The sequence below is a fragment of the Pseudomonas sp. YNh genome (assembly GCF_037993085.1).
GTDB lineage: Bacteria > Pseudomonadota > Gammaproteobacteria > Pseudomonadales > Pseudomonadaceae > Aquipseudomonas > Aquipseudomonas putida.
The window spans coordinates 93,012-111,479 of sequence record NZ_JBBMRJ010000009.1; the positions used below are offsets into that span (position 1 = coordinate 93,012).

Below are 18,468 nucleotides of genomic sequence, written 5' to 3' on the forward strand. Positions count from 1 at the left end.
ACTGAGCCTTGGCTCAATTGAGGGTGGAAGCCCTGGGCAGGGAGCATCGCCAGGGGTGGCGTCGTCGCTGTTGCCGGACGACGTATGGGGAATGTTCTGGTGGAACCCGCGAATTGTAACGATACAGGCAGTCAAATAGAAGGCTCACCCACAGCTATCGGTCAGAAGCGGCGGAAAACGATGTGGCCAGTCGATCTGGATTGACTGGCTCCCTCAGGGCGTGAAACGGGCATTGAGCGGAAATGGATTGGGTGCTCGCGGAATCCTGAAATAGCATGGACTATTCCCGTTCAAGATGGCGCACTCGCGGTGAGCATATCCATGGAGCGAAAAGCAATCCCGTCAGCCACCTCTGACTGGGTCATACGCAGCACTACACCTGGTAGTGTGGAGCGCATCGAAGCGTGGTTTGGCGGCCATGGCTACGACCCGCATCGTCACGATACCTATTCGATAGGCCGCACCCTTGCCGGCGTTCAGAGCTTTCACTACAAGGGAGCGTTGTGCCACGGCGTGCCAGGCAACACACTTGTGCTGCATCCCGACGAAGTGCATGACGGCATGGCGGGCACGGATGTGGGTTTTCGCTACCGGATGGCCTACATCGACCCGTCGCTGATACAGAACGTTCTCGGGGGAGAACCGTTGCCTTTCATTGCTGGCGGCGTTGGCTGGAACGCTTACGCACGGTCCGCTGAGTTGCAGGATCGTACAAGAACAGTGCGCGTTCCGTTCGATAGGCTGGTCACTCCAATCAAGAGAGGATCAGCTATGTCCAGCAAGCAGCAGCAATTGGCATCACAACCTGTGAACCTGACTCAAAAAGCTTCTCTGATCGAGCAGCAATGGAGCCCAAGGGTTGTCGCCGAAATGAACGACTACCAGTTCAAGGTGGTACGCATCGAAGGTGAATTCATTTGGCATTCACACCCGGAAACTGATGAAGCTTTTCTAGTGCTCGAAGGCCTCTTGCGCATCGATCTCCCCGAGGGCTGCGTTCATGTGAAGCCGGGCGAACTGTATGTCGTACCACGTGGTGTAGAGCACAGAACAGCGGCAGAGACGGAAACAACACTTATGATGATTGAGCCGCAAGGCGTGTTGAACACCGGTCATGAAGGCGGGGAGCGAACAGCGCTGAATGACGTCTGGATCTGAGTCGACATCGCCAGCAGTGGCTAGCCTCATCAGGGCGTGAAGCGGACACCTGTCGAGAGGCGGCCATTTCATGCCCCATGGTTTGTCAGTTCCGGACCTTGCCTGAACGTCACTTCACCCTGAACATGAAGCCTTCAGGGTAAAGCCTGCCCCTGGAGGGAGAGTCAATGGCCCCGGGGCCAAGGGGCCAAAGCTGCCGGCCTGCCATGCACAGGCGTCAACGCAGGTAGTCCTGCACCCACTTCACCCAACAATCGGCGCCTATCTTCACCAACGCGTCGTTGAAGTCGTAATGAGGGTTGTGCACCGAGCAACCATGGAACTCGCCCGTACCGTTGCCCAGCATGAAGTAACAGCCTGGCCGTGCCTGCAGCATGTAGGCGAAGTCTTCGGTGCCCATGACTTTCCTGGGCATCTTGTCCAGCATCGCCCCATCGGCGAACAACGGCCGCAGGCTTTCCCGCAGCAACGCGCTTTCGTGATCGCTGTTGCACAACGCTGGCGCCAGTTGGGTGATTTGCACCTCGATCTCCACGCCAAAGCTTTCGGCGTGCCCCCTGGCTAGTGCGTCGATGCGGCTGTTGATCTTCTGCTGGGTCTCGGCCGTGTCTGTGCGCACGCTCAGTAGCATGCTCGCCTCGTCAGGAATGATGTTGTAGACGGTACCGGCCTGGATCATGCCGATGCTGATAACGGCATAGTCCTCGACGCTCAGGTTGCGCGACTTGATGGTCTGGATGCCACTGATCAGGCTGTTCAACGCCATCACCGGGTCTACCGACAGTTCCGGCATCGCCCCGTGCCCGCCTTTACCGGTGATACGAATGCTGACCCGTTCGGAGGACGCCATGGTCGGGCCGGCCTGCACCACACAGGTGCCCACCGGCATGCCGGGCATGTTGTGCAGCGCATACACCGAGTCACACGGGAAGCGCTCGAACAGGCCGTCGTCGATCATCGCCTTGGCCCCGGCCAGGCCCTCTTCGTCCGGCTGGAAGATCACGTTCAACGTGCCGTTGAAGCTGCGCGTGGCTGCCAGTTGCGCAGCGGCTGCCAGCAGGATCGCGGTATGCCCGTCATGGCCACAGGCATGCATGCGGCCGGGGATCTTGCTGGCATGCGCGAAGGGGTTTTTCTCGCTCATGGGCAATGCGTCCATGTCTGCCCGCAGGCCGATGCTGCGTGGGCTGTCCCCTGCTTTCAATACGCCGACCACCCCATGCCCGCCTACGTTGCGATGCACTTCATAACCCCAGGCCTGCAGCTTGTCGGCCACCAACGCCGCCGTGTCCGGGGTGTCGCCGCCAAGCTCCGGCGCGGCATGAATCTGCCGGCGAATCACGACGAACTCATCCAGTTCAGCCACCGGGGCCTGAGTTTGGTTGCTCGGGAAAGTAGTCATGTTCAAAGTGCCCATGTCATTCGCATCCTTTGTTTTCGGGGAAGTATTTGAGACAGGCCAGGCTGACAACGCCGCCGGCCAACAGGAAGTAGGCCGGCGCCATCGGGGTGCCGAGCGCAGCAATCAGCCAGGTCGCCACCAGCGGCGAGAACCCACCGAAAATCGTCACGCCCAGGCTGTAGCTGACCGAAGTGCCAAACGAGCGCCGCGCTTTCGGGAAGCCCTCCATCATCAGCGCAAAGAACGCACCGGCACCGATGCAGGTAGGCAGGATCAGGACCGCCACGCACATCATGGCCAGGCCCATGTGCTGCACCTGCCCAAGCAGGTAGAACACCGGCAGGGTCAGCACCACCGGCATGGCAACCGTCCACCCCAGCAGGCGCTTGCGCAGCTGGTACTTGTCGGCAAACTTGCCCGCCAACGGGCAGATGACCGCCATGCAGCCGCTGCTGATACAGGCAATCGCCATAGCGCTGCCGGCCGGGTAATGCAAGGCCGTGGTCAGGTAAGTGGGCATGTAGAACACGAACAGGTACATGCCGATGGTCGAGCTGGCCATCAGGCCGATACCCTGGGCGATACGTTTGAGCAGCTCGGCGTCCAGCACCTGGTCGGCCTTGTGCGCCGGTGCGGCCTCATGGGTTTCTGGCAAACGCGTGCGAATGTACCAACCGACCGGGCCGATCAGCAGGCCGAACATGAACGGTACCCGCCACCCCCAGCTTTCCAGGGCCGCGGGGTCGAGCAACTGGCTGAGGGCAAAGCCAAAGCCGGCCCCCAGCAATGCGGCGTATCCCTGGCTGGCGGCCTGCCAGCTGACGTTCTGGCAACGGTTGCCAACCGCACTGGACTCCATCAGGAACACCGAGGCAGTACCCACCTCCCCGCCGGCCGACATGCCCTGGATGAGCCGGCCAGCCACCAGCAACAGGGTCGCGAAAATGCCGATCTGCGAATAGGTGGGCGCAAATGCGATCAGCACAGTACCCAAGGTCATCAGCCCGATGGTCAGGCTCAATGCCGCCTTGCGCCCGCGCCGGTCGGCATAGCGACCGATGACCATCGCCCCCACCGGGCGCATCAGGAAACCGACACCGAAGGTGGCCAGCGACATCAGCAACGAAGCCATCGCCGACTCGGAGGGGAAGAAATGCTTGCCGATCAGCACAGCAAAAAAGCTGTAGATCGTGAAGTCGTACATTTCCAGTGCATTGCCCAGCGAGCAGGCAATCAAGGTTTTACGTGAGGAAGATGCCTGCGCGGCTGAATGCGCGCCCGTCTGCATGAGGGGCGGTGCGGGTAGCGGTCTAGTCATTGTTATCTCCGATGGCAATTCGCGGCGTGCAGCGAATATCGGCCAATCGGGCACCCAACACACTTGCAGTTTAGGCATGTGGCTAACCATTGGTTAATTGACCGGACCGGTCGCTGACCAATTTGCCCTGAACTGGCGCACAGATTGCCTTGCCTCTGCGCGCTGCCCCGTTAGTGCTCACTCAAGCGGGCAGCAAGCGCGGCCTCGCGCGTGCTCCAAGCCTGTCTAGCGCAGACCTTCTCGCCAACCGTAACGCCCCGCAGGGCCTTGATTAACCAAACGGCATGACATGGCCGAATAAGCAATCACGCTGCAACGTGCTGTTCATCGACGCTACAGACACCACATCACTGTGCTGGCCTGGAGTCGTGAATGAACACTCGCACTACGTCGTTGCTGTTGATGATCCAAGGGGCATGCCTTGCCGCGCAGGCACAGGCCGAGGGCTTTCCGACGCTCGGCCGGATTGCGCCGGGTTTTGGTTATTACGGGGTGGATAACGGTTTCGATGACAAGCTCAAGGTCTACGGCACCGTGGATGCATTCGCCAGCTATCACGACTCGCAGCACCACTCGGGCTTTCGCCTGGCCGGCGGTGGCGCCTGGACCAACAAGGTCGGGCTGTATGCCCGCAAGGGGCTGAACCCCGACACCGTGCTGGAACTCGACGTCGAGGAAGGCTTCAACGTGAATGGCAAAGCCCTGGAGGGCACCTGGGACACCATTGGTACCCTGCGCCTGGCAACGGTCGCCCTGCGCTCGCGCACCCTGGGCAAGCTTGAGTTCGGCAAGACCTACAGCATGGGCACGCCCACCTACGCCGACCCGTTCCTGGCCACCTACGGCTCACCCTACACCTACCTGGCCCTGCCGGCCGCCGGCAAGGGCGCTTTTTACCTGGACCTGCGCCCCAAGCACACCCTGGCCTACACCAGCCCGAACCTGAACGGCTTCAGCATCGGCACCGCGCTAAGCTTCGGCTTCGACGATGCCGCCAGCCAGGGGCGCACCGTGCGTGGCGGCGGCGCCAGGCTGCAATACCGCAACAGCCGGGTGATGCTGCTGGCCTCCTACAACCTGTATTACAGCGACCCCTGGGACGACGCTGGCACTTCACATCAGACCGCCAACTACTACAAAAGCCTGTCGGCGTTCTACGATTTCGGCCCACTGGCCACCAGCCTGACCTGGCAACGCCAGGACGTAGACCAGGCCGGCACGCCCAGTACCACGCTGTACACCTTCGGGGTGATGGCGCCAGTCGGCGAGCGGGATGTGCTGCGCCTGGCCGTGATGCAACGCGAGGTCACCGCCCGCGACAAGGACGCAGCAGGGGTGATGATCGGCTATGACCATTTCATCAACCCACGCTGGGCCGTCTACGGACGGCTCGGCCTGATTGCCAACCAGCGTGCGTCGTCCGTCACCTACGCAGGCACCCCGGTGGATCAGGTTGGCGACAACCCTGGCAACGTGTCGCTAGGCATGTACTACCACTTCTGACGCCACTGGGCGTGTTTGCCTGAGTACCTGCCCGCGCAAGCTGTGGAACAGCTCCTGGGCAGGCGCCGTAAGGCTGTGGCGGTCGATACAGACCAGGTTGATGGGGTAGTCCGGAATCAGTTCCTGCACGGCCATGGCCACGTACTCGCAATCCACGCCAAAGGTGAACCCCCGGTCCACCGCCAGCTCGCTGATGGTCATCAACGATTCGGTGTTCTTCAGCAGCTTGAGCGCCATCATCACCGAGGTGCACTCAATGGTGTTCTGCGGCACCTGAAGGCCGTTGACCTCGAACAGCTGGTGAAACTGCGAGGCCTGGTCGGACAGCTCGTCCAGGCTGATCCAGTGGCCGTACTGCAAGGTGCGCAGCGACTTGGAAAACTTTTGTGCGTTGGACGCGTGGCAAATCACCCTGCCCTTGATACTGCCCAGCGCCTCCCAGTCCAGGCTCAGCCGGCTCAGCGGTTGCTGCGAGGTAATGGCAAAGTCCAGGCTGCCGTCGCGCAGGCGTTGCAGGATCTGGCTGGGGCGCAAGTCGGTGATGGTGATCTTCACTCGCGGGTACTTGCGCCGGAACGCCAGGATGCTCTCATCGACACCATCGAGCATCGCTGTCAGCGATGTGACCCCGATCGACACAGCGCCCAGCGCGGCATCCTGAATGCTTGCCGCTTCGATCTGCAGGCGACGAATGCTCTCCACCACGAGGTTGGCGTGGCGAATGACGCGCTTGCCTTCCTCGGTAAGGGCCATGCCTTTGTGCGAGCGCTGCAACAGGCTGAAGCCGACCTCCCGTTCCAGGTCCTTGATCGAACGGCTCAGCGCAGGCTGGGTAATGTGCATGAGCTTGGAAGCTTCAAGGATGCTGCCTGCGTTGTGGATGGCGACCAGCGCCTTGAGTTGATGCAGTTTCAACCGTCTTTTCCCTTGTTGTTATCGGGTCGGTTTGAAATAGGCTTTGGCGACCCTGACAGGCCCTGACTGAAAGGCCTGGCGGCTAAACGTGATGCAACGTGGCCAGCACGCTCGCCGCATCACTGACCTCGAACTTGCCAGGCGCTTCGACAGCGATGTGTTTGACAACCAGGTTGTCGACCACCATGGCGTAACGCAGCGAACGGCGCCCCAACCCACGCGCCGACAGGTCCTGGATCAGGCCCAGTGCGTCGCTGAATTCGCCGTTACCATCGCCGATCATCCTCACCGTTTCGCCCACCTGCAGGCTGTTGCCCCAGGCATTCATGACAAAGGCATCGTTCACGGACACACAGAGAATCTCGTCAACGCCCGCGGCAAACAACGCTTGTGCCTCAGCGACATAACCCGGGACGTGGCGTTCGGAGCAGGTAGGCGTGAACGCGCCGGGCAAACCGAACACAACCACTTTTTTCTGCTTGCAGCGCTCGTGAACGGAAAAGGCATTGGGGCCGATCGCGCAGGCGCCCTCGTCATTGTTGTACTCGTACAGCGTAACGTCGGGCAGTAGATCGCCAGTGTTGATCATCGTGGTCTCCTGGGTGCGTTGATGGCCGGGCACGTTATGATGCCGCAGTCCACCAGGCCAGGTACACCATGCCCGCCGCAACGTCCGTTCAACGCGCCAATATCGCCTGGGTATGGTCGATGGAAGGAACGGGCACCAGCACACGCCGAGCCGCCAGCCATTCCCGCATGCGCGCCGTATCGAAAATCTGCCCCTCTTCCATCATCACCAGGATGAGCGCTTGTGACATTCGGTAACATCCACACTGGGAGCAATGCCGCTCTTCCCATCCATGGGTGCATTCAACGGATTGCGCCTGCCCTGCGCAAATCAGACAACTCATGTAAGCCCCCTGTTGTTTTTGTCCATGGAGGGTGAACGCAAGGTTACGAAAATCGTATGCCAAGCGCTGTACATGAGATTTTCATGCCAACTTTGAACTCCCTGCCTTTTTCAAAGCGCGATCAGGGCACAACGCTCAACCGGCAACGACGCGTTCCGCTAACTGCACCTGCTGGTCAGCATGGTAGGACGAACGCACCAATGGCCCGGACGCCACGTTTCTGAACCCCATTGCCAAGCCCTGCTCGGCAAACCAGGCAAAGGTGTCCGGGTGCACGAAGCGCTGCACCGGCAGGTGGCTGCGTGAAGGCTGCAAGTACTGCCCCAACGTCAGCATGTCGACCTGATGCTCGCGCATGCGCTGCATCACTTCGATCACTTCTTCATCGGTTTCGCCCAGGCCGAGCATCAGCCCGGACTTGGTCGGCACCTTCGGTACCTGGTGCTTGAAGCGCTCCAGCAGGTCCAGCGACCACTCGAAATCCGAGCCCGGCCGGGCCGCCTTGTACAGGCGCGGCACGGTTTCGAGGTTGTGGTTGAACACGTCTGGCGGTTCTTTCCCGGTGATGGCCAGGGCCACCTCCATGCGCCCGCGGTAATCGGGCACCAGGGTTTCCAGCTGAATGCCCGGCGACAGCCTGCGGATCTCGCGCAGGCAATCGGCAAAATGCCCGGCGCCGCCATCGCGCAGGTCGTCCCGGTCCACCGAAGTGATCACCACGTACTTCAGGCCCAGGTCGGCGATGGCGATGGCCAGGTTCTTCGGCTCGTCGACGTCCAGCGGCCTGGGCCGACCATGGCCGACGTCGCAGAACGGGCACCGCCGGGTGCAGATGTCGCCCATGATCATGAACGTCGCCGTGCCGCCAGAGAAGCACTCCCCCAGGTTCGGGCAGGCGGCTTCCTCGCACACGCTGTGCAGCTTGTGCTTGCGCAGCAGGGCCTTTACCCGCGCTACCTCGGGTGTGGTAGGGATGGCCACGCGAATCCAGTCGGGCTTGCGAGGCACATCCTCGGTGGGCAGGATTTTAACCGGGATACGCGCCACCTTTTCGGCGCCGCGCAGTTTCACCCCGGCCTGCACAGGCTGCGGTCGCGGTGGTGTGTGTTGCAGTTGTTCGGTTGGCACGGCTGGCTCCTGGCTCTGGGCTGATATTGACCGACAGCATCACAGCGGGGCTGCTTTGCAGCCCTTCGCGGGCTTGCCCGCTCCCACAGGTGCGGCACTGGACTCAGGTATAGCGCAACTCCTGTGGGAGCGGGCAAGCCCGCGAAGGGCCGCAGAGCGGCCCCATTTACGAGGCCGGATATACCGGGAACAGCTTGCACAACTCAGAGACCTGGCCCGCCACATGGGCTTCGACGTCAGCATCACCGAGGTGGTCGAGAATGTCGCAGATCCAGCTTGCCAGGGCACGGCACTGCGCTTCCTTGAAGCCACGGGTCGTCACCGCCGGGGTGCCAATGCGCAGGCCCGAGGTCACGAACGGCGACTGCGGGTCGTTGGGCACGGCGTTCTTGTTCACCGTGATGTGCGCACGCCCCAGGGCAGCATCGGCGTCCTTGCCGGTAATGCCCTGGCGGATCAGGCTGACCAGGAACAGATGGTTGTCGGTGCCGCCTGAAACCACGTCGAAGCCCCGCTGCATGAACACCTGTGCCATGGCCTGGGCGTTGCTGATGACCTGGCGCTGGTAGTCCTTGAAGCCAGGCTCCAAAGCCTCCTTGAAGCACACCGCCTTGGCCGCGATCACGTGCATCAGCGGCCCGCCCTGCCCGCCCGGGAACACTGCCGAATTGAGCTTTTTCTCAAGCTCCGGGTCCGCCTTGGCCAGAATCAGGCCACCACGGGGCCCGCGCAGGGTCTTGTGGGTGGTGGTGGTGACCACATCGGCATACGGCAGCGGGTTGGGGTACAGCCCCGCCGCTACCAGCCCGGCGACGTGGGCCATGTCGACGAACAGGTAGGCCCCGACCTTGTCGGCGATCTGCCGAAAACGCGGGAAGTCGAGGGTTTTCGAATAGGCCGAGAAGCCCGCCACGATCATCTTCGGCTGGTGCTCGACGGCCAGGCGCTCGACTTCGTCGTAGTCGATCAGGCCGTTGGCGTCGATGCCATATTGCACCGCGTTGTACAGCTTGCCCGAGGACGACACCTGGGCACCGTGGGTCAGGTGGCCGCCATGCGCCAGGCTCATGCCCAACAGGGTGTCGCCGGCTTGCAGCAAGGCCAGGTAGACCGCAGCGTTGGCCTGGGAGCCGGAATGCGGCTGGACGTTGGCATAACCCGCCCCGAACAGTTGTTTTGCACGGTCGATGGCCAACTGCTCGACCACGTCGACATGCTCGCAGCCGCCGTAATAACGCTTGCCGGGGTAGCCTTCGGCGTACTTGTTGGTCAGTTCGGTACCTTGGGCCTGCATCACCTGCGGGCTGGTGTAGTTTTCCGAAGCGATCAGCTCGATGTGGTCTTCCTGGCGTTGCACTTCGCGGCGGATGGCCTCGGACAGCGCAGGGTCGAAATCGGACAGAGTCAGGCTTTTATGGAACATGGCTGTGATTCCTTGATTGTCTGGTGGGCAAATAGGGCCCGGAGCGGCTCCGGGCCAGCAGGGTCAGGCGTCTTGATAGCTCGACAGCGGCGGGCAGGCGCAGGCCAGGTTGCGGTCGCCGTAAACGTTGTCCACGCGCCCGACCGGCGGCCAGTACTTGCTCTCGCGCAGGTCGGCAAGCGGGTACACCGCCAGTTCCCGGCTATAGCTGTGGGCCCATTCACCGACCAGTTCGCTGGCAGTGTGCGGGGCGTTCTTCAACGGGTTGTCGAGCGCGTCCAGGGTGCCGTTTTCCACCGCGCGAATTTCTTCGCGGATGCAGATCATCGCGGCGCAGAAGCGGTCCAGTTCCTCCTTGGACTCGCTCTCGGTCGGCTCGACCATCAGCGTGCCGGCCACCGGGAAGGACATGGTCGGGGCATGGAAGCCAAAGTCGATCAGCCGTTTTGCCACATCCTCCACGCCAATGCCGCTGCTGTCCTTGAGCGGGCGCAGGTCAAGAATGCACTCGTGGGCCACCAGGCCGTTCTCGCCGGTGTACAGCACCGGGTAGTGCTCTTCCAGGCGCCGGGCAATGTAGTTGGCACTGAGGATCGCCAGCTGCGAGGCACGCTTGAGCCCTGCCCCGCCCATCATGCGGATGTACATCCAGGTGATCGGCAAGATACTTGCACTGCCATACGGAGCTGCACTTACCGCCCCCTGCTGCTTGGGCAGGTGGCCGTGCCCCGGCAGAAACGGCGCCAGGTGCGCCTTGACGCCGATCGGGCCGACCCCAGGGCCACCACCGCCGTGGGGAATGCAGAAGGTCTTGTGCAGGTTCAGGTGCGACACATCGCCACCGAACTTGCCGGGCGCACACAACCCGACCATGGCGTTCATGTTGGCGCCGTCCAGGTACACCTGGCCGCCACACGCATGAATGATGTCGCAGATTCGCGTGATGCCGTCTTCGAACACACCGTGGGTCGAAGGGTAGGTAATCATCAGGGCCGCCAGCCTGGCCTTGTGTTGCTCTGCCTTGTGCTGCAGGTCGGCCACATCGACATTGCCGCGCTCATCGCAGTTGACCACCACCACCTGCATGCCGGCCATCTGCGCCGTGGCCGGGTTGGTGCCATGGGCCGACGACGGGATCAGGCACACATCACGCCCGGCCTCGCCACGGCTGGCGTGGTAGGCGCGTATGGCCAGCAGGCCGGCGTACTCGCCCTGGGACCCGGCGTTGGGCTGCAACGACATGGCGTCATACCCGGTGGCCGCACACAGCATGGCCTCCAGCTCATCGGTCAGTTGGCGGTAGCCCAGCGACTGGCTGGCCGGGGCGAACGGGTGGAGGGCGCCGAACTCGGGCCAGGTGATCGGGGTCATCTCGCTGGCAGCGTTGAGCTTCATGGTGCACGAGCCCAGGGCGATCATGCTGCGGTCCAGGGCCAGGTCCTTGTCGCCCAGGCGACGCAGGTAGCGCATCAACTCGGTTTCAGAGTGGTAACGGTTGAACACCGGGTGCTGCAGGTAATGCGTGTCACGCAGCAGCACCGACGGCAGGCAATCGGCACCGTCGGCAGCCAAAGCGGCGAAGTCCGGAAGCGCCTGCCCGGCGCCCGCGAACACCTGCCACAAGGCCTCGACGCTCCCCTGCTCGCAGGTTTCATCCAGCGCGACGCCAACCCGTAAGTCGTCGATCAGGCGCAGGTTCAGCCGGGCAGCGTTGGCCGCCGCCAGCACATCGGCCAACGGCCTGGCGGTTACCACGCTGACGGTGTCGAAGAAGTGCGCCTGTTCGACATGATGCCCAAGCTGGCGCAACCCCTGCACCAGGATCGCCGTCAGGCGATGCACTCGCCGGGCGATCTGTGCCAGGCCTTGCGGACCGTGGTAAACCGCATACATGCTGGCGATGTTGGCCAGCAGCACTTGGGCGGTGCAGATGTTGCTGGTAGCTTTCTCGCGGCGGATATGTTGCTCGCGCGTCTGCATGGCCAGGCGCAAGGCCGGTTTGCCGAAGCGGTCGATGGACACGCCGACCAGGCGGCCGGGCATGTCGCGCTTGAACACATCGCGGGTGGCGAAGTATGCCGCGTGCGGGCCGCCGAAACCCAGTGGCACACCAAAGCGCTGGGCGCTGCCGATGACCACGTCTGCGCCCCACTCCCCCGGGGGCGCCAGCAAAGTCAGGGCCAGCAGGTCTGCGGATACCGAAACCAGCGCGCCCGCTGCATGGGCGCGTTGCACCAAGGCCCGGTGATCGACAAGTGCACCGGTACTGGCCGGGTACTGCAACAGCAGGCCGAAATAGCCGTCCAGGGGCTGGCCCTCCAGCGCCGCCTCATCACCGATGACCACCTCGATACCCAGTGGCCGCGCACGGGTAAGCAACACATCGAGGGTTTGCGGGTGGCAATCGCGGGAAGCGAAGAACGCCGGGGCTTTGTTCTTCGCCAGGCGCTTGCAGAAGGTCATGGCCTCGGCGGCAGCGGTGGCTTCATCGAGCAACGAGGCGTTGGCGATTTCCATACCGGTCAGGTCGCTGACCAGGGTCTGGAAGTTCAGCAGTGCTTCCAGGCGGCCTTGGGAAATTTCCGGCTGGTACGGGGTGTACGCGGTGTACCATGCCGGGTTCTCCAGCAGGTTGCGCAGGATCGGGGCCGGCGTATGGCAAGGGTAATAGCCCTGGCCGATGTGGTTGCTATACAGCTGGTTGTTCGCGGCAATCCCCTTGAGTGCGGTCAGCGCCTCTGCCTCGCCCTGCCCCGGGGTCAGCGTGAGCACACTGCTGCCTTTTATACTGGCGGGGATGACGCTGTCGACCAGCGCATCGAGCGAATCATGGCCGGTCAGCGCCAGCATGGCCTCGATGTCGTCTTCGCGCGGGCCAATGTGACGGGCGACAAATTCATCAAGCGTGCCCAGCGGGATACAGGGGTTGTTCATGGCGGCCACCCCGGTTCAGGCGTTGTCGGCCAGGAAGCGGTCGTAGCCGTCCTGGTCCATCAGGCTATCGAGGTCAGCAGAGTTGCTGGCCTGGATACGGAAGAACCAGCCGTCCTGCATCGGCGAGGCGTTGATCAGCTCAGGGTCGTCGGCCAGTGCCTGGTTGACGGCTACCACCGTGCCTGTTACCGGCATGGTGATGTTGCTGGCGGCCTTTACCGACTCGAGCACCGCGACTTCATTGCCTTCCCCGTACTCACCAGGCTCCGGCAGTTGCACGAACACCACGTCACCCAGGGCCTGCTGGGCATAGCTGGTAATGCCGACGGTCAGCTCGCCGGTCGCTTCCAGACGCAGCCATTCGTGTTCGGGCGTAAAACGCAGAGTGCTCATGGACGTTCCTCTCTTGTTATCGGGTGGGTCCCTGTGCGGGACTGCCAGATACAAGAGCAAGGGCGATGCCAACTCGATATTTTCTATATTTATCAGCACCTTATAAAATTAATCCGAACTTTTAGAAGTACCTGCGCCGGAGCGTATTCGCTCCACCGCCAGCGCCCGGCAATCACCTGGTGTGGGGCCCGCCACTGGATACGGGCTCCACGGCAAAACGGAGCGCAATCACTCCAGTGGAGCGCATTCGAACCGGGTCAGCTACGAGACCCGGCTGGCGATGCCGTACTTGCGCAGGCGCTGACCGATGGCCGTGTGGGAAGTCTGCAGCCGCACGGCCAGTTGCCGGGTCGAGGGGTAGCTCTGGTACAAGTTCTCCAGCAAGGCCTTTTCAAAGGCCTGCACGGCCGCCTCGAGGCTGACGATTTCCGCCCCCTCGGCCTGCTGGCTGCTCAATGCGGTGCCGGCCAGTTCCAGGTCGTCGCAGTCGATCACCTCGCCTTCGCTGATGGCTGCTGCGCGGAAAATCACGTTCTGCAACTGGCGCACATTGCCTGACCAGCGGTTGCCCAGCAGCAGCGGATGGGTGGCCAACGCCAGGCGGCAGGGTGAGCGCTGTATCTGCGCACAGGCCTGGCGCAGGAAATGTTCGGCCAGCAGCAGAATGTCCTTGCCGCGCTCCCGCAGGGGCGGCACCTTCAGGTTGAGCACGTTCAGCCGGTAGTACAGGTCTTCGCGGAAACTGCCCTCCATCACCATGTTTTCCAGGTTACGGTGGGTGGCGCAGACCACCCGCACATTCACCCGCACCTCGTTGCCACCCCCCACCCGGCGAAAACTGCCGTCGTTGAGAAAGCGCAGCAGCTTGGCCTGCAGGTAGGGCGACATCTCGCCCACTTCATCGAGAAACACCGTTCCGCCATCGGCCAGCTCCAACAGACCCGGCTTGCCACCGCGCTGGGCGCCGGTAAAGGCGCCGGCGGCGTAGCCGAACAGCTCGCTTTCGGCCAGGCTTTCGGGCAGCGCTGCGCAGTTCAGCGCCAGGAATGACGTATCGCGCCGGGCACTGAGCGCATGGCAGGCACGGGCCACCAGCTCCTTGCCCGTACCGGTCTCGCCCTGGATCAGCAACGGCGCCTCCAGACTCGCCACTTTGTGCAAGCGCGCCTTGAGCGCCTGCAGCGCGGCCGATTCCCCCAGCAACGCCCCAAGCCCTTCACCGTTGTCATGCAGCAGCGAGGCCAGGCGCTCGCCGATGCGGCTGGGTGGGTACAGGGTCAGCAAGCCGCCCACCAGGCCTTCGGCGCCGCCGCTGATGGGCGTGGCCTCCAGCAGCAGGGACTGGTCCTGAAAGCTCACCTCGCACATGGGCAGGCGAAAACCCTTGTCGATCAGGTTCTGCGCCAGGTTCGGCTCGGCAAACAGCTTGCTCAACGGCTCACCCGCCGGCTCGTGGCCCACCAGGCTGACCAGCGTCGGGTTGGCCAGCAGCACATGGCCAGCGGGGTCCACTGCCAGCACCGGGTCGCTCATGGCGGCCAGCAAAGCCTCCAGTTGCAAGCGCCGGCGGTGGCCCGGCAGGAAGTCGACCAGCGACACCTCCTGCACACCGTCCACCCCCAACAGGGCGGCATACAGTTCATCCAGCACGACCGGGGACAGCGTCGGGGCATCGATGTAGACGTTGGGCGGAATCATTTCCACCGCGTCCAGGTTGAGGTTGCGCGCCCCGAGCAGCGACAGGATTTCCTGGGTGATGCCGACACGGTCGACAAAGTTGACGTGGATTCTCATCTAAGCTCCTCAGCCAAAATCCCTGTTTGGCAAAAAGACAACAAGGGGACAGCGCAGCGCGCTATCCCCTTGGGCAACACATGAATGTGCCGGTCAATCAGCGTCAAACGACAACTGCGCTGTCGCCTGTTTCTTCTGGCGGATGGACCGGTACGCCAGCCCCAGCACGGCAAACCACACCGGTACCAGGTACAACGCCATGCGGGTGTCGGCCTCCAGGGCCAGCAATGCCAGGATGAAGGCGAAGAACGCCAGGCATACCCGGCACATCACGGTGCCGCCCGGCATCTTGTACTTCGACGCCTGGTGCAAAGGGTCGCGCTGCTTGCGGTACGCCAGGTACGACAGCAGGATGATCGACCAGACAAACATGAACAGCAGTGCCGATACCGTGGTAATCAGGGTGAAAGCATCAAGCATGTTCGGCACCAGGTAGATCACCAGCGCCCCGCCGGTCAGGCACACACATGAGAAGATGAGGCCGTTGGAGGGCACGGCACGGCGGGACAGAGCGCCGAACTTGCCAGGTGCATCACCGTCCATCGCCAGGCCGTAAAGCATGCGGCTGGTAGAGAACACACCGCTGTTGGCCGACGACATGGCCGAGGTCAGTACCACGAAGTTGATGATGCCTGCGGCTGCCGGCAGGCCGGCCAGCACGAACAATTCGACGAAGGGGCTCTTGTTGGCCACCACTTCACGCCACGGGGTAACGGCCATGATGGCGATCAGCGCCAGCACATAGAAAACGATGATGCGCACCGGAATCGAGTTGATCGCCCGCGGCAGGTTGCGCTCCGGATTCTTGGTTTCGGCCGCAGTGGTGCCCACCAGCTCGATGCCGACGAAGGCAAACACCGCAATCTGAAAGCCCGCGAAAAAGCCCATGGCGCCGTGCGGGAACATCCCGCCGTCGTTCCACAGGTTGGCGAGCGCTGCGGCATGCCCGGCCGGCGACTGATAGGCCGCCGCCACCATGTAGAAGCCGGTGCAGACCAGCGCGCAAATGGCCACGATCTTGATCATGGCGAACCAGAACTCCATTTCCCCGAACATCTTGACCGTCATCAGGTTCAGCGTCAGCAACAGCCCGACACAGGTCAGCGCCGGTATCCACAATGGCATGTCCGGGAACCAGAATTGTGTATAGGCAGAAATGGCAATCACATCGGCAATGCCGGTGACAATCCAGCAGAACCAGTAGGTCCAGCCGGTAAAGAACCCCGCCCACGGCCCTAGCAGGTCGGCAGCAAAGTCGATGAACGATTTGTAGTGCAAGTTGGACAGCAACAGCTCGCCCATTGCGCGCATGACGAAGAACAGCATGAAGCCGATGATCATGTAGACAAAGATGATGGAAGGCCCAGCCAGGCTGATGGTCTTGCCAGAGCCCATGAACAGGCCGGTGCCGATGGCACCGCCGATGGCGATCAGCTGGATATGGCGGTTGGACAGGTTGCGTTTGAGTTCGTGTGCGTCACCGTCAGGCGGGCAGTGACCGTGCGGCAAGTTAGTCATTGTTATGTACCTTGCTGGTTTAATTGTTTTTATAACGTCACAAGTTCAACCCTCGGGACCGCATGAACAACGTTCAGTGCCGAGCGAGTGCAAGGTGGGGAGCAAGGTCTGTGCCAAGCGCAAATCCTGCTGGCTAGAGGGGTTCTAGCGAAAAGGGCTGTACCGGCTGTAAAGAAGTCACTCCATCTATTTGCGTCAATCAGGCCGTTGTGCTGCCCCAGGCATCGCCAGCGCTGTACTTGCACCCCCTGTATCGAAATCATTCCAATGGAGCGCATTCAGTCCAATCTCATGGCCTGGACCGGCCTCTGTGGGAGCGGCCTTGCAGCCCTTTCGCAACACAAGGCCGCTCCCACATTGACCGCGTCAACCGGTAGTCTAACGGACAGGCATCTCGCGCACCGGCTTGCGGCTACGCTGCTCTTCTTCCCAGCCCCCCACCAGCCCAACCGGCACATCAGCCGGTGCCAGCGGCTGGCGCCCGCGCACCAGGTCTGCGGCGCGCTCGGCCAGCATGATGGTCGGGGCGTTGAGGTTGCCATTGGGCTCGCTCGGGAACACCGAGGAGTCAATCACCCGCAGCCCCTGCAAGCCGTGTACACGCAACGCAGAGTCCACCACCGCCATGTCATCCTCGCCCATGCGGCACGAGCCGCACGGGTGCATGGTGCTTTCCATGTTGGCGCGCACGAAGGCGTCGATCTCTTCGTCGGTCTGCACCTGCGGCCCCGGCGCCAGCTCTTCGCCGCGGTAGCGGTCCATGGCCGGCTGGGCGATGATCTCCCGGGTCAGCCGCACACAGCGGCGGAAGCCCTCGCGGTCCTCTTCGCTCGCCAGGTAGTTGAAGCGGATTTGCGGGTGCTGGTACGGGTCGGCCGACAACGCCCGCACATGGCCCCGGCTCTTGGGCTTGTTGGGCCCGGTCAGCACCATGAAACCATGCCCTTTGAACGGCTTGTCGCCGTCGTAGCGCATGGCCGCCGGCAGGAAGTGAAACTGGATGTCCGGCCAGCGCAGGCCCTTGGACGAACGGATGAAGCCGCCCGCCTCGAAGTGGTTGCTGGCACCCAGGCCGTCCTTGAACAGCAACCAGCGCAAGCCGATCAGGGCCTTGCCCAACAGGTTCATCTTGCCGTTGAGGGTTACCGGCTCCTTGCACGCATACTGGATGTAGATTTCCGAGTGGTCCTGCAGGTTCTCGCCCACCCCAGGCAGGTCGTGGCGCACCTCGATACCGGCGTTTTTCAGCACCGCAGCCGGGCCGATGCCGGAGCGCTGCAGCAAGTGCGGCGAACCGATCGGGCCAGACGCCACCAGCACCTCCCGGTTGCACATGACTTTGTGCGTCTGCCCGCCCTGGTCGTACTCCACGCCCACCGCCCGCTTGCCCTCCAGCAAGATGCGCCGGGTCATGGCATGGGTGATCACGGTCAGGTTCGGCCGGCTCATGGCCGGGCGCAGGTAGGCATTGGCGGTGGACCAGCGCACGCCATCCTTCACCGTCATGTGCATGGCACCAAAGCCTTCCTGCATGTAGCCGTTGCAGTCGTCGGTCTTGATGTAGCCGGCCTCGGCACCGGCTTCGACCCAGGCACCGTACAGCGGGTTTTGCATGTTGTTGCCGTTGTTGGTCGACAGCGGCCCCGCCCCGCCCCGGTAGTCGTCACCACCGAATTTGTATTGCTCGGCCCGTTTGAAATACGGCAGGCAATTGCGGTAGCTCCAGTTTTTCGCGCCCAGGCTTTCCCACTCATCGAAGTCACAGGCATGGCCACGGATGTACACCAGGCCGTTGATCGACGACGAACCGCCCAGCACCTTGCCCCGTGGGCAGTGCAGGCGCCGGTTGTCGAGGTGCGGCTCGGCCACGGTCTCGTAGCGCCAGTTGTATTTTTTGGTGTTCATCGGCAAGGAGAACGCACTGGGCATCTGGATCAGCACGCTGCGGTCGCTGCCGCCGAACTCCAGTACCAGTACCGAAGTACCGGCGTCTTCGCTGAGGCGGTTGGCCAACACGCAGCCGGCCGAGCCCGCACCGATGATGATGTAGTCGTATCGCTTGGTCATTGTT

At 62.5% G+C, this 18,468-nt stretch carries 14 protein-coding genes; 2 read left to right on the top strand and 12 right to left on the bottom strand.

Translation table 11 applies throughout. The annotated features are described in order from the left end of the window. Positions 1-321: 321 nt before the first annotated feature. Positions 322-1,158 carry an AraC family ligand binding domain-containing protein gene (locus WF331_RS11880; protein WP_016500182.1) on the top strand — a complete coding sequence of 279 codons (837 nt, stop codon included), beginning with the start codon at positions 322-324 and terminating at the stop codon, positions 1,156-1,158. 217 nt (positions 1,159-1,375) lie between these two features. Here the strand turns inward: WF331_RS11880 and WF331_RS11885 are convergent, their stop codons facing one another. Both WF331_RS11885 and WF331_RS11890 read right to left on the bottom strand, forming a co-directional pair. Then, positions 1,376-2,560, bottom strand: a complete 1,185-nt coding sequence (locus WF331_RS11885; RefSeq protein ID WP_431357568.1) for a M20 aminoacylase family protein — start codon at positions 2,558-2,560, stop codon at positions 1,376-1,378. 16 nt (positions 2,561-2,576) lie between these two features. Next, entirely contained in the window at positions 2,577-3,878 is a 1,302-nt protein-coding gene (locus WF331_RS11890; RefSeq protein ID WP_340622945.1) for an MFS transporter, read from the bottom strand. Between the two features lie 372 nt (positions 3,879-4,250). On the opposite strand from WF331_RS11890, the gene WF331_RS11895 reads away from it, so the two are divergent. Next, on the top strand, positions 4,251-5,381 hold the full coding sequence (locus WF331_RS11895) for a porin (RefSeq protein WP_340622946.1): 1,131 nt from the start codon (positions 4,251-4,253) through the stop codon (positions 5,379-5,381). Here the strand turns inward: WF331_RS11895 and WF331_RS11900 are convergent. The 10 genes from WF331_RS11900 to betA all read right to left on the bottom strand — a co-directional run bounded on the left by WF331_RS11900 (position 5,358) and on the right by betA (position 18,464). Further along, positions 5,358-6,296, bottom strand: a complete 939-nt coding sequence (locus tag WF331_RS11900) for a LysR family transcriptional regulator (protein ID WP_016500186.1) — start codon at positions 6,294-6,296, stop codon at positions 5,358-5,360. The two genes, WF331_RS11895 and WF331_RS11900, sit on opposite strands and share 24 nt — an antisense overlap. Positions 6,297-6,378: 82 nt before the next feature. Continuing rightward, positions 6,379-6,885, bottom strand: coding sequence for a peroxiredoxin (locus tag WF331_RS11905; protein WP_061203913.1), 507 nt, complete (start codon positions 6,883-6,885; stop codon positions 6,379-6,381). Between the two features lie 88 nt (positions 6,886-6,973). Beyond that, positions 6,974-7,114, bottom strand: coding sequence for a hypothetical protein (locus WF331_RS11910; RefSeq protein WP_016486219.1), 141 nt, complete (start codon positions 7,112-7,114; stop codon positions 6,974-6,976). A 228-nt stretch (positions 7,115-7,342) separates the two neighbouring features. Beyond that, positions 7,343-8,335: a lipoyl synthase gene (gene lipA / locus WF331_RS11915; RefSeq protein ID WP_016500188.1), complete on the bottom strand. Its 993-nt coding sequence runs from the start codon at positions 8,333-8,335 to the stop codon at positions 7,343-7,345. Between the two features lie 166 nt (positions 8,336-8,501). Then, complete coding sequence (gene glyA / locus WF331_RS11920) at positions 8,502-9,758, bottom strand: serine hydroxymethyltransferase (RefSeq protein WP_340622947.1); 1,257 nt, start codon at positions 9,756-9,758, stop codon at positions 8,502-8,504. 63 nt (positions 9,759-9,821) lie between these two features. Further along, entirely contained in the window at positions 9,822-12,692 is a 2,871-nt protein-coding gene (gene gcvP, locus WF331_RS11925; RefSeq protein ID WP_340622948.1) for an aminomethyl-transferring glycine dehydrogenase, read from the bottom strand. 15 nt (positions 12,693-12,707) lie between these two features. After that, positions 12,708-13,085 carry a glycine cleavage system protein GcvH gene (gcvH, locus tag WF331_RS11930; protein WP_016500191.1) on the bottom strand — a complete coding sequence of 126 codons (378 nt, stop codon included), beginning with the start codon at positions 13,083-13,085 and terminating at the stop codon, positions 12,708-12,710. A gap of 261 nt (positions 13,086-13,346) precedes the next feature. Beyond that, on the bottom strand, positions 13,347-14,879 hold the full coding sequence (locus WF331_RS11935; protein WP_016500192.1) for a sigma-54-dependent transcriptional regulator: 1,533 nt from the start codon (positions 14,877-14,879) through the stop codon (positions 13,347-13,349). Positions 14,880-14,972: 93 nt separating this feature from the next. Next, on the bottom strand, positions 14,973-16,397 hold the full coding sequence (gene cycA / locus WF331_RS11940; RefSeq protein WP_115283696.1) for a D-serine/D-alanine/glycine transporter: 1,425 nt from the start codon (positions 16,395-16,397) through the stop codon (positions 14,973-14,975). 378 nt (positions 16,398-16,775) lie between these two features. Then, positions 16,776-18,464 (bottom strand): choline dehydrogenase, encoded by a 1,689-nt coding sequence (gene betA / locus WF331_RS11945; RefSeq protein WP_016500195.1) that lies wholly within the window; start codon positions 18,462-18,464, stop codon positions 16,776-16,778. Positions 18,465-18,468 lie beyond the last annotated feature (4 nt).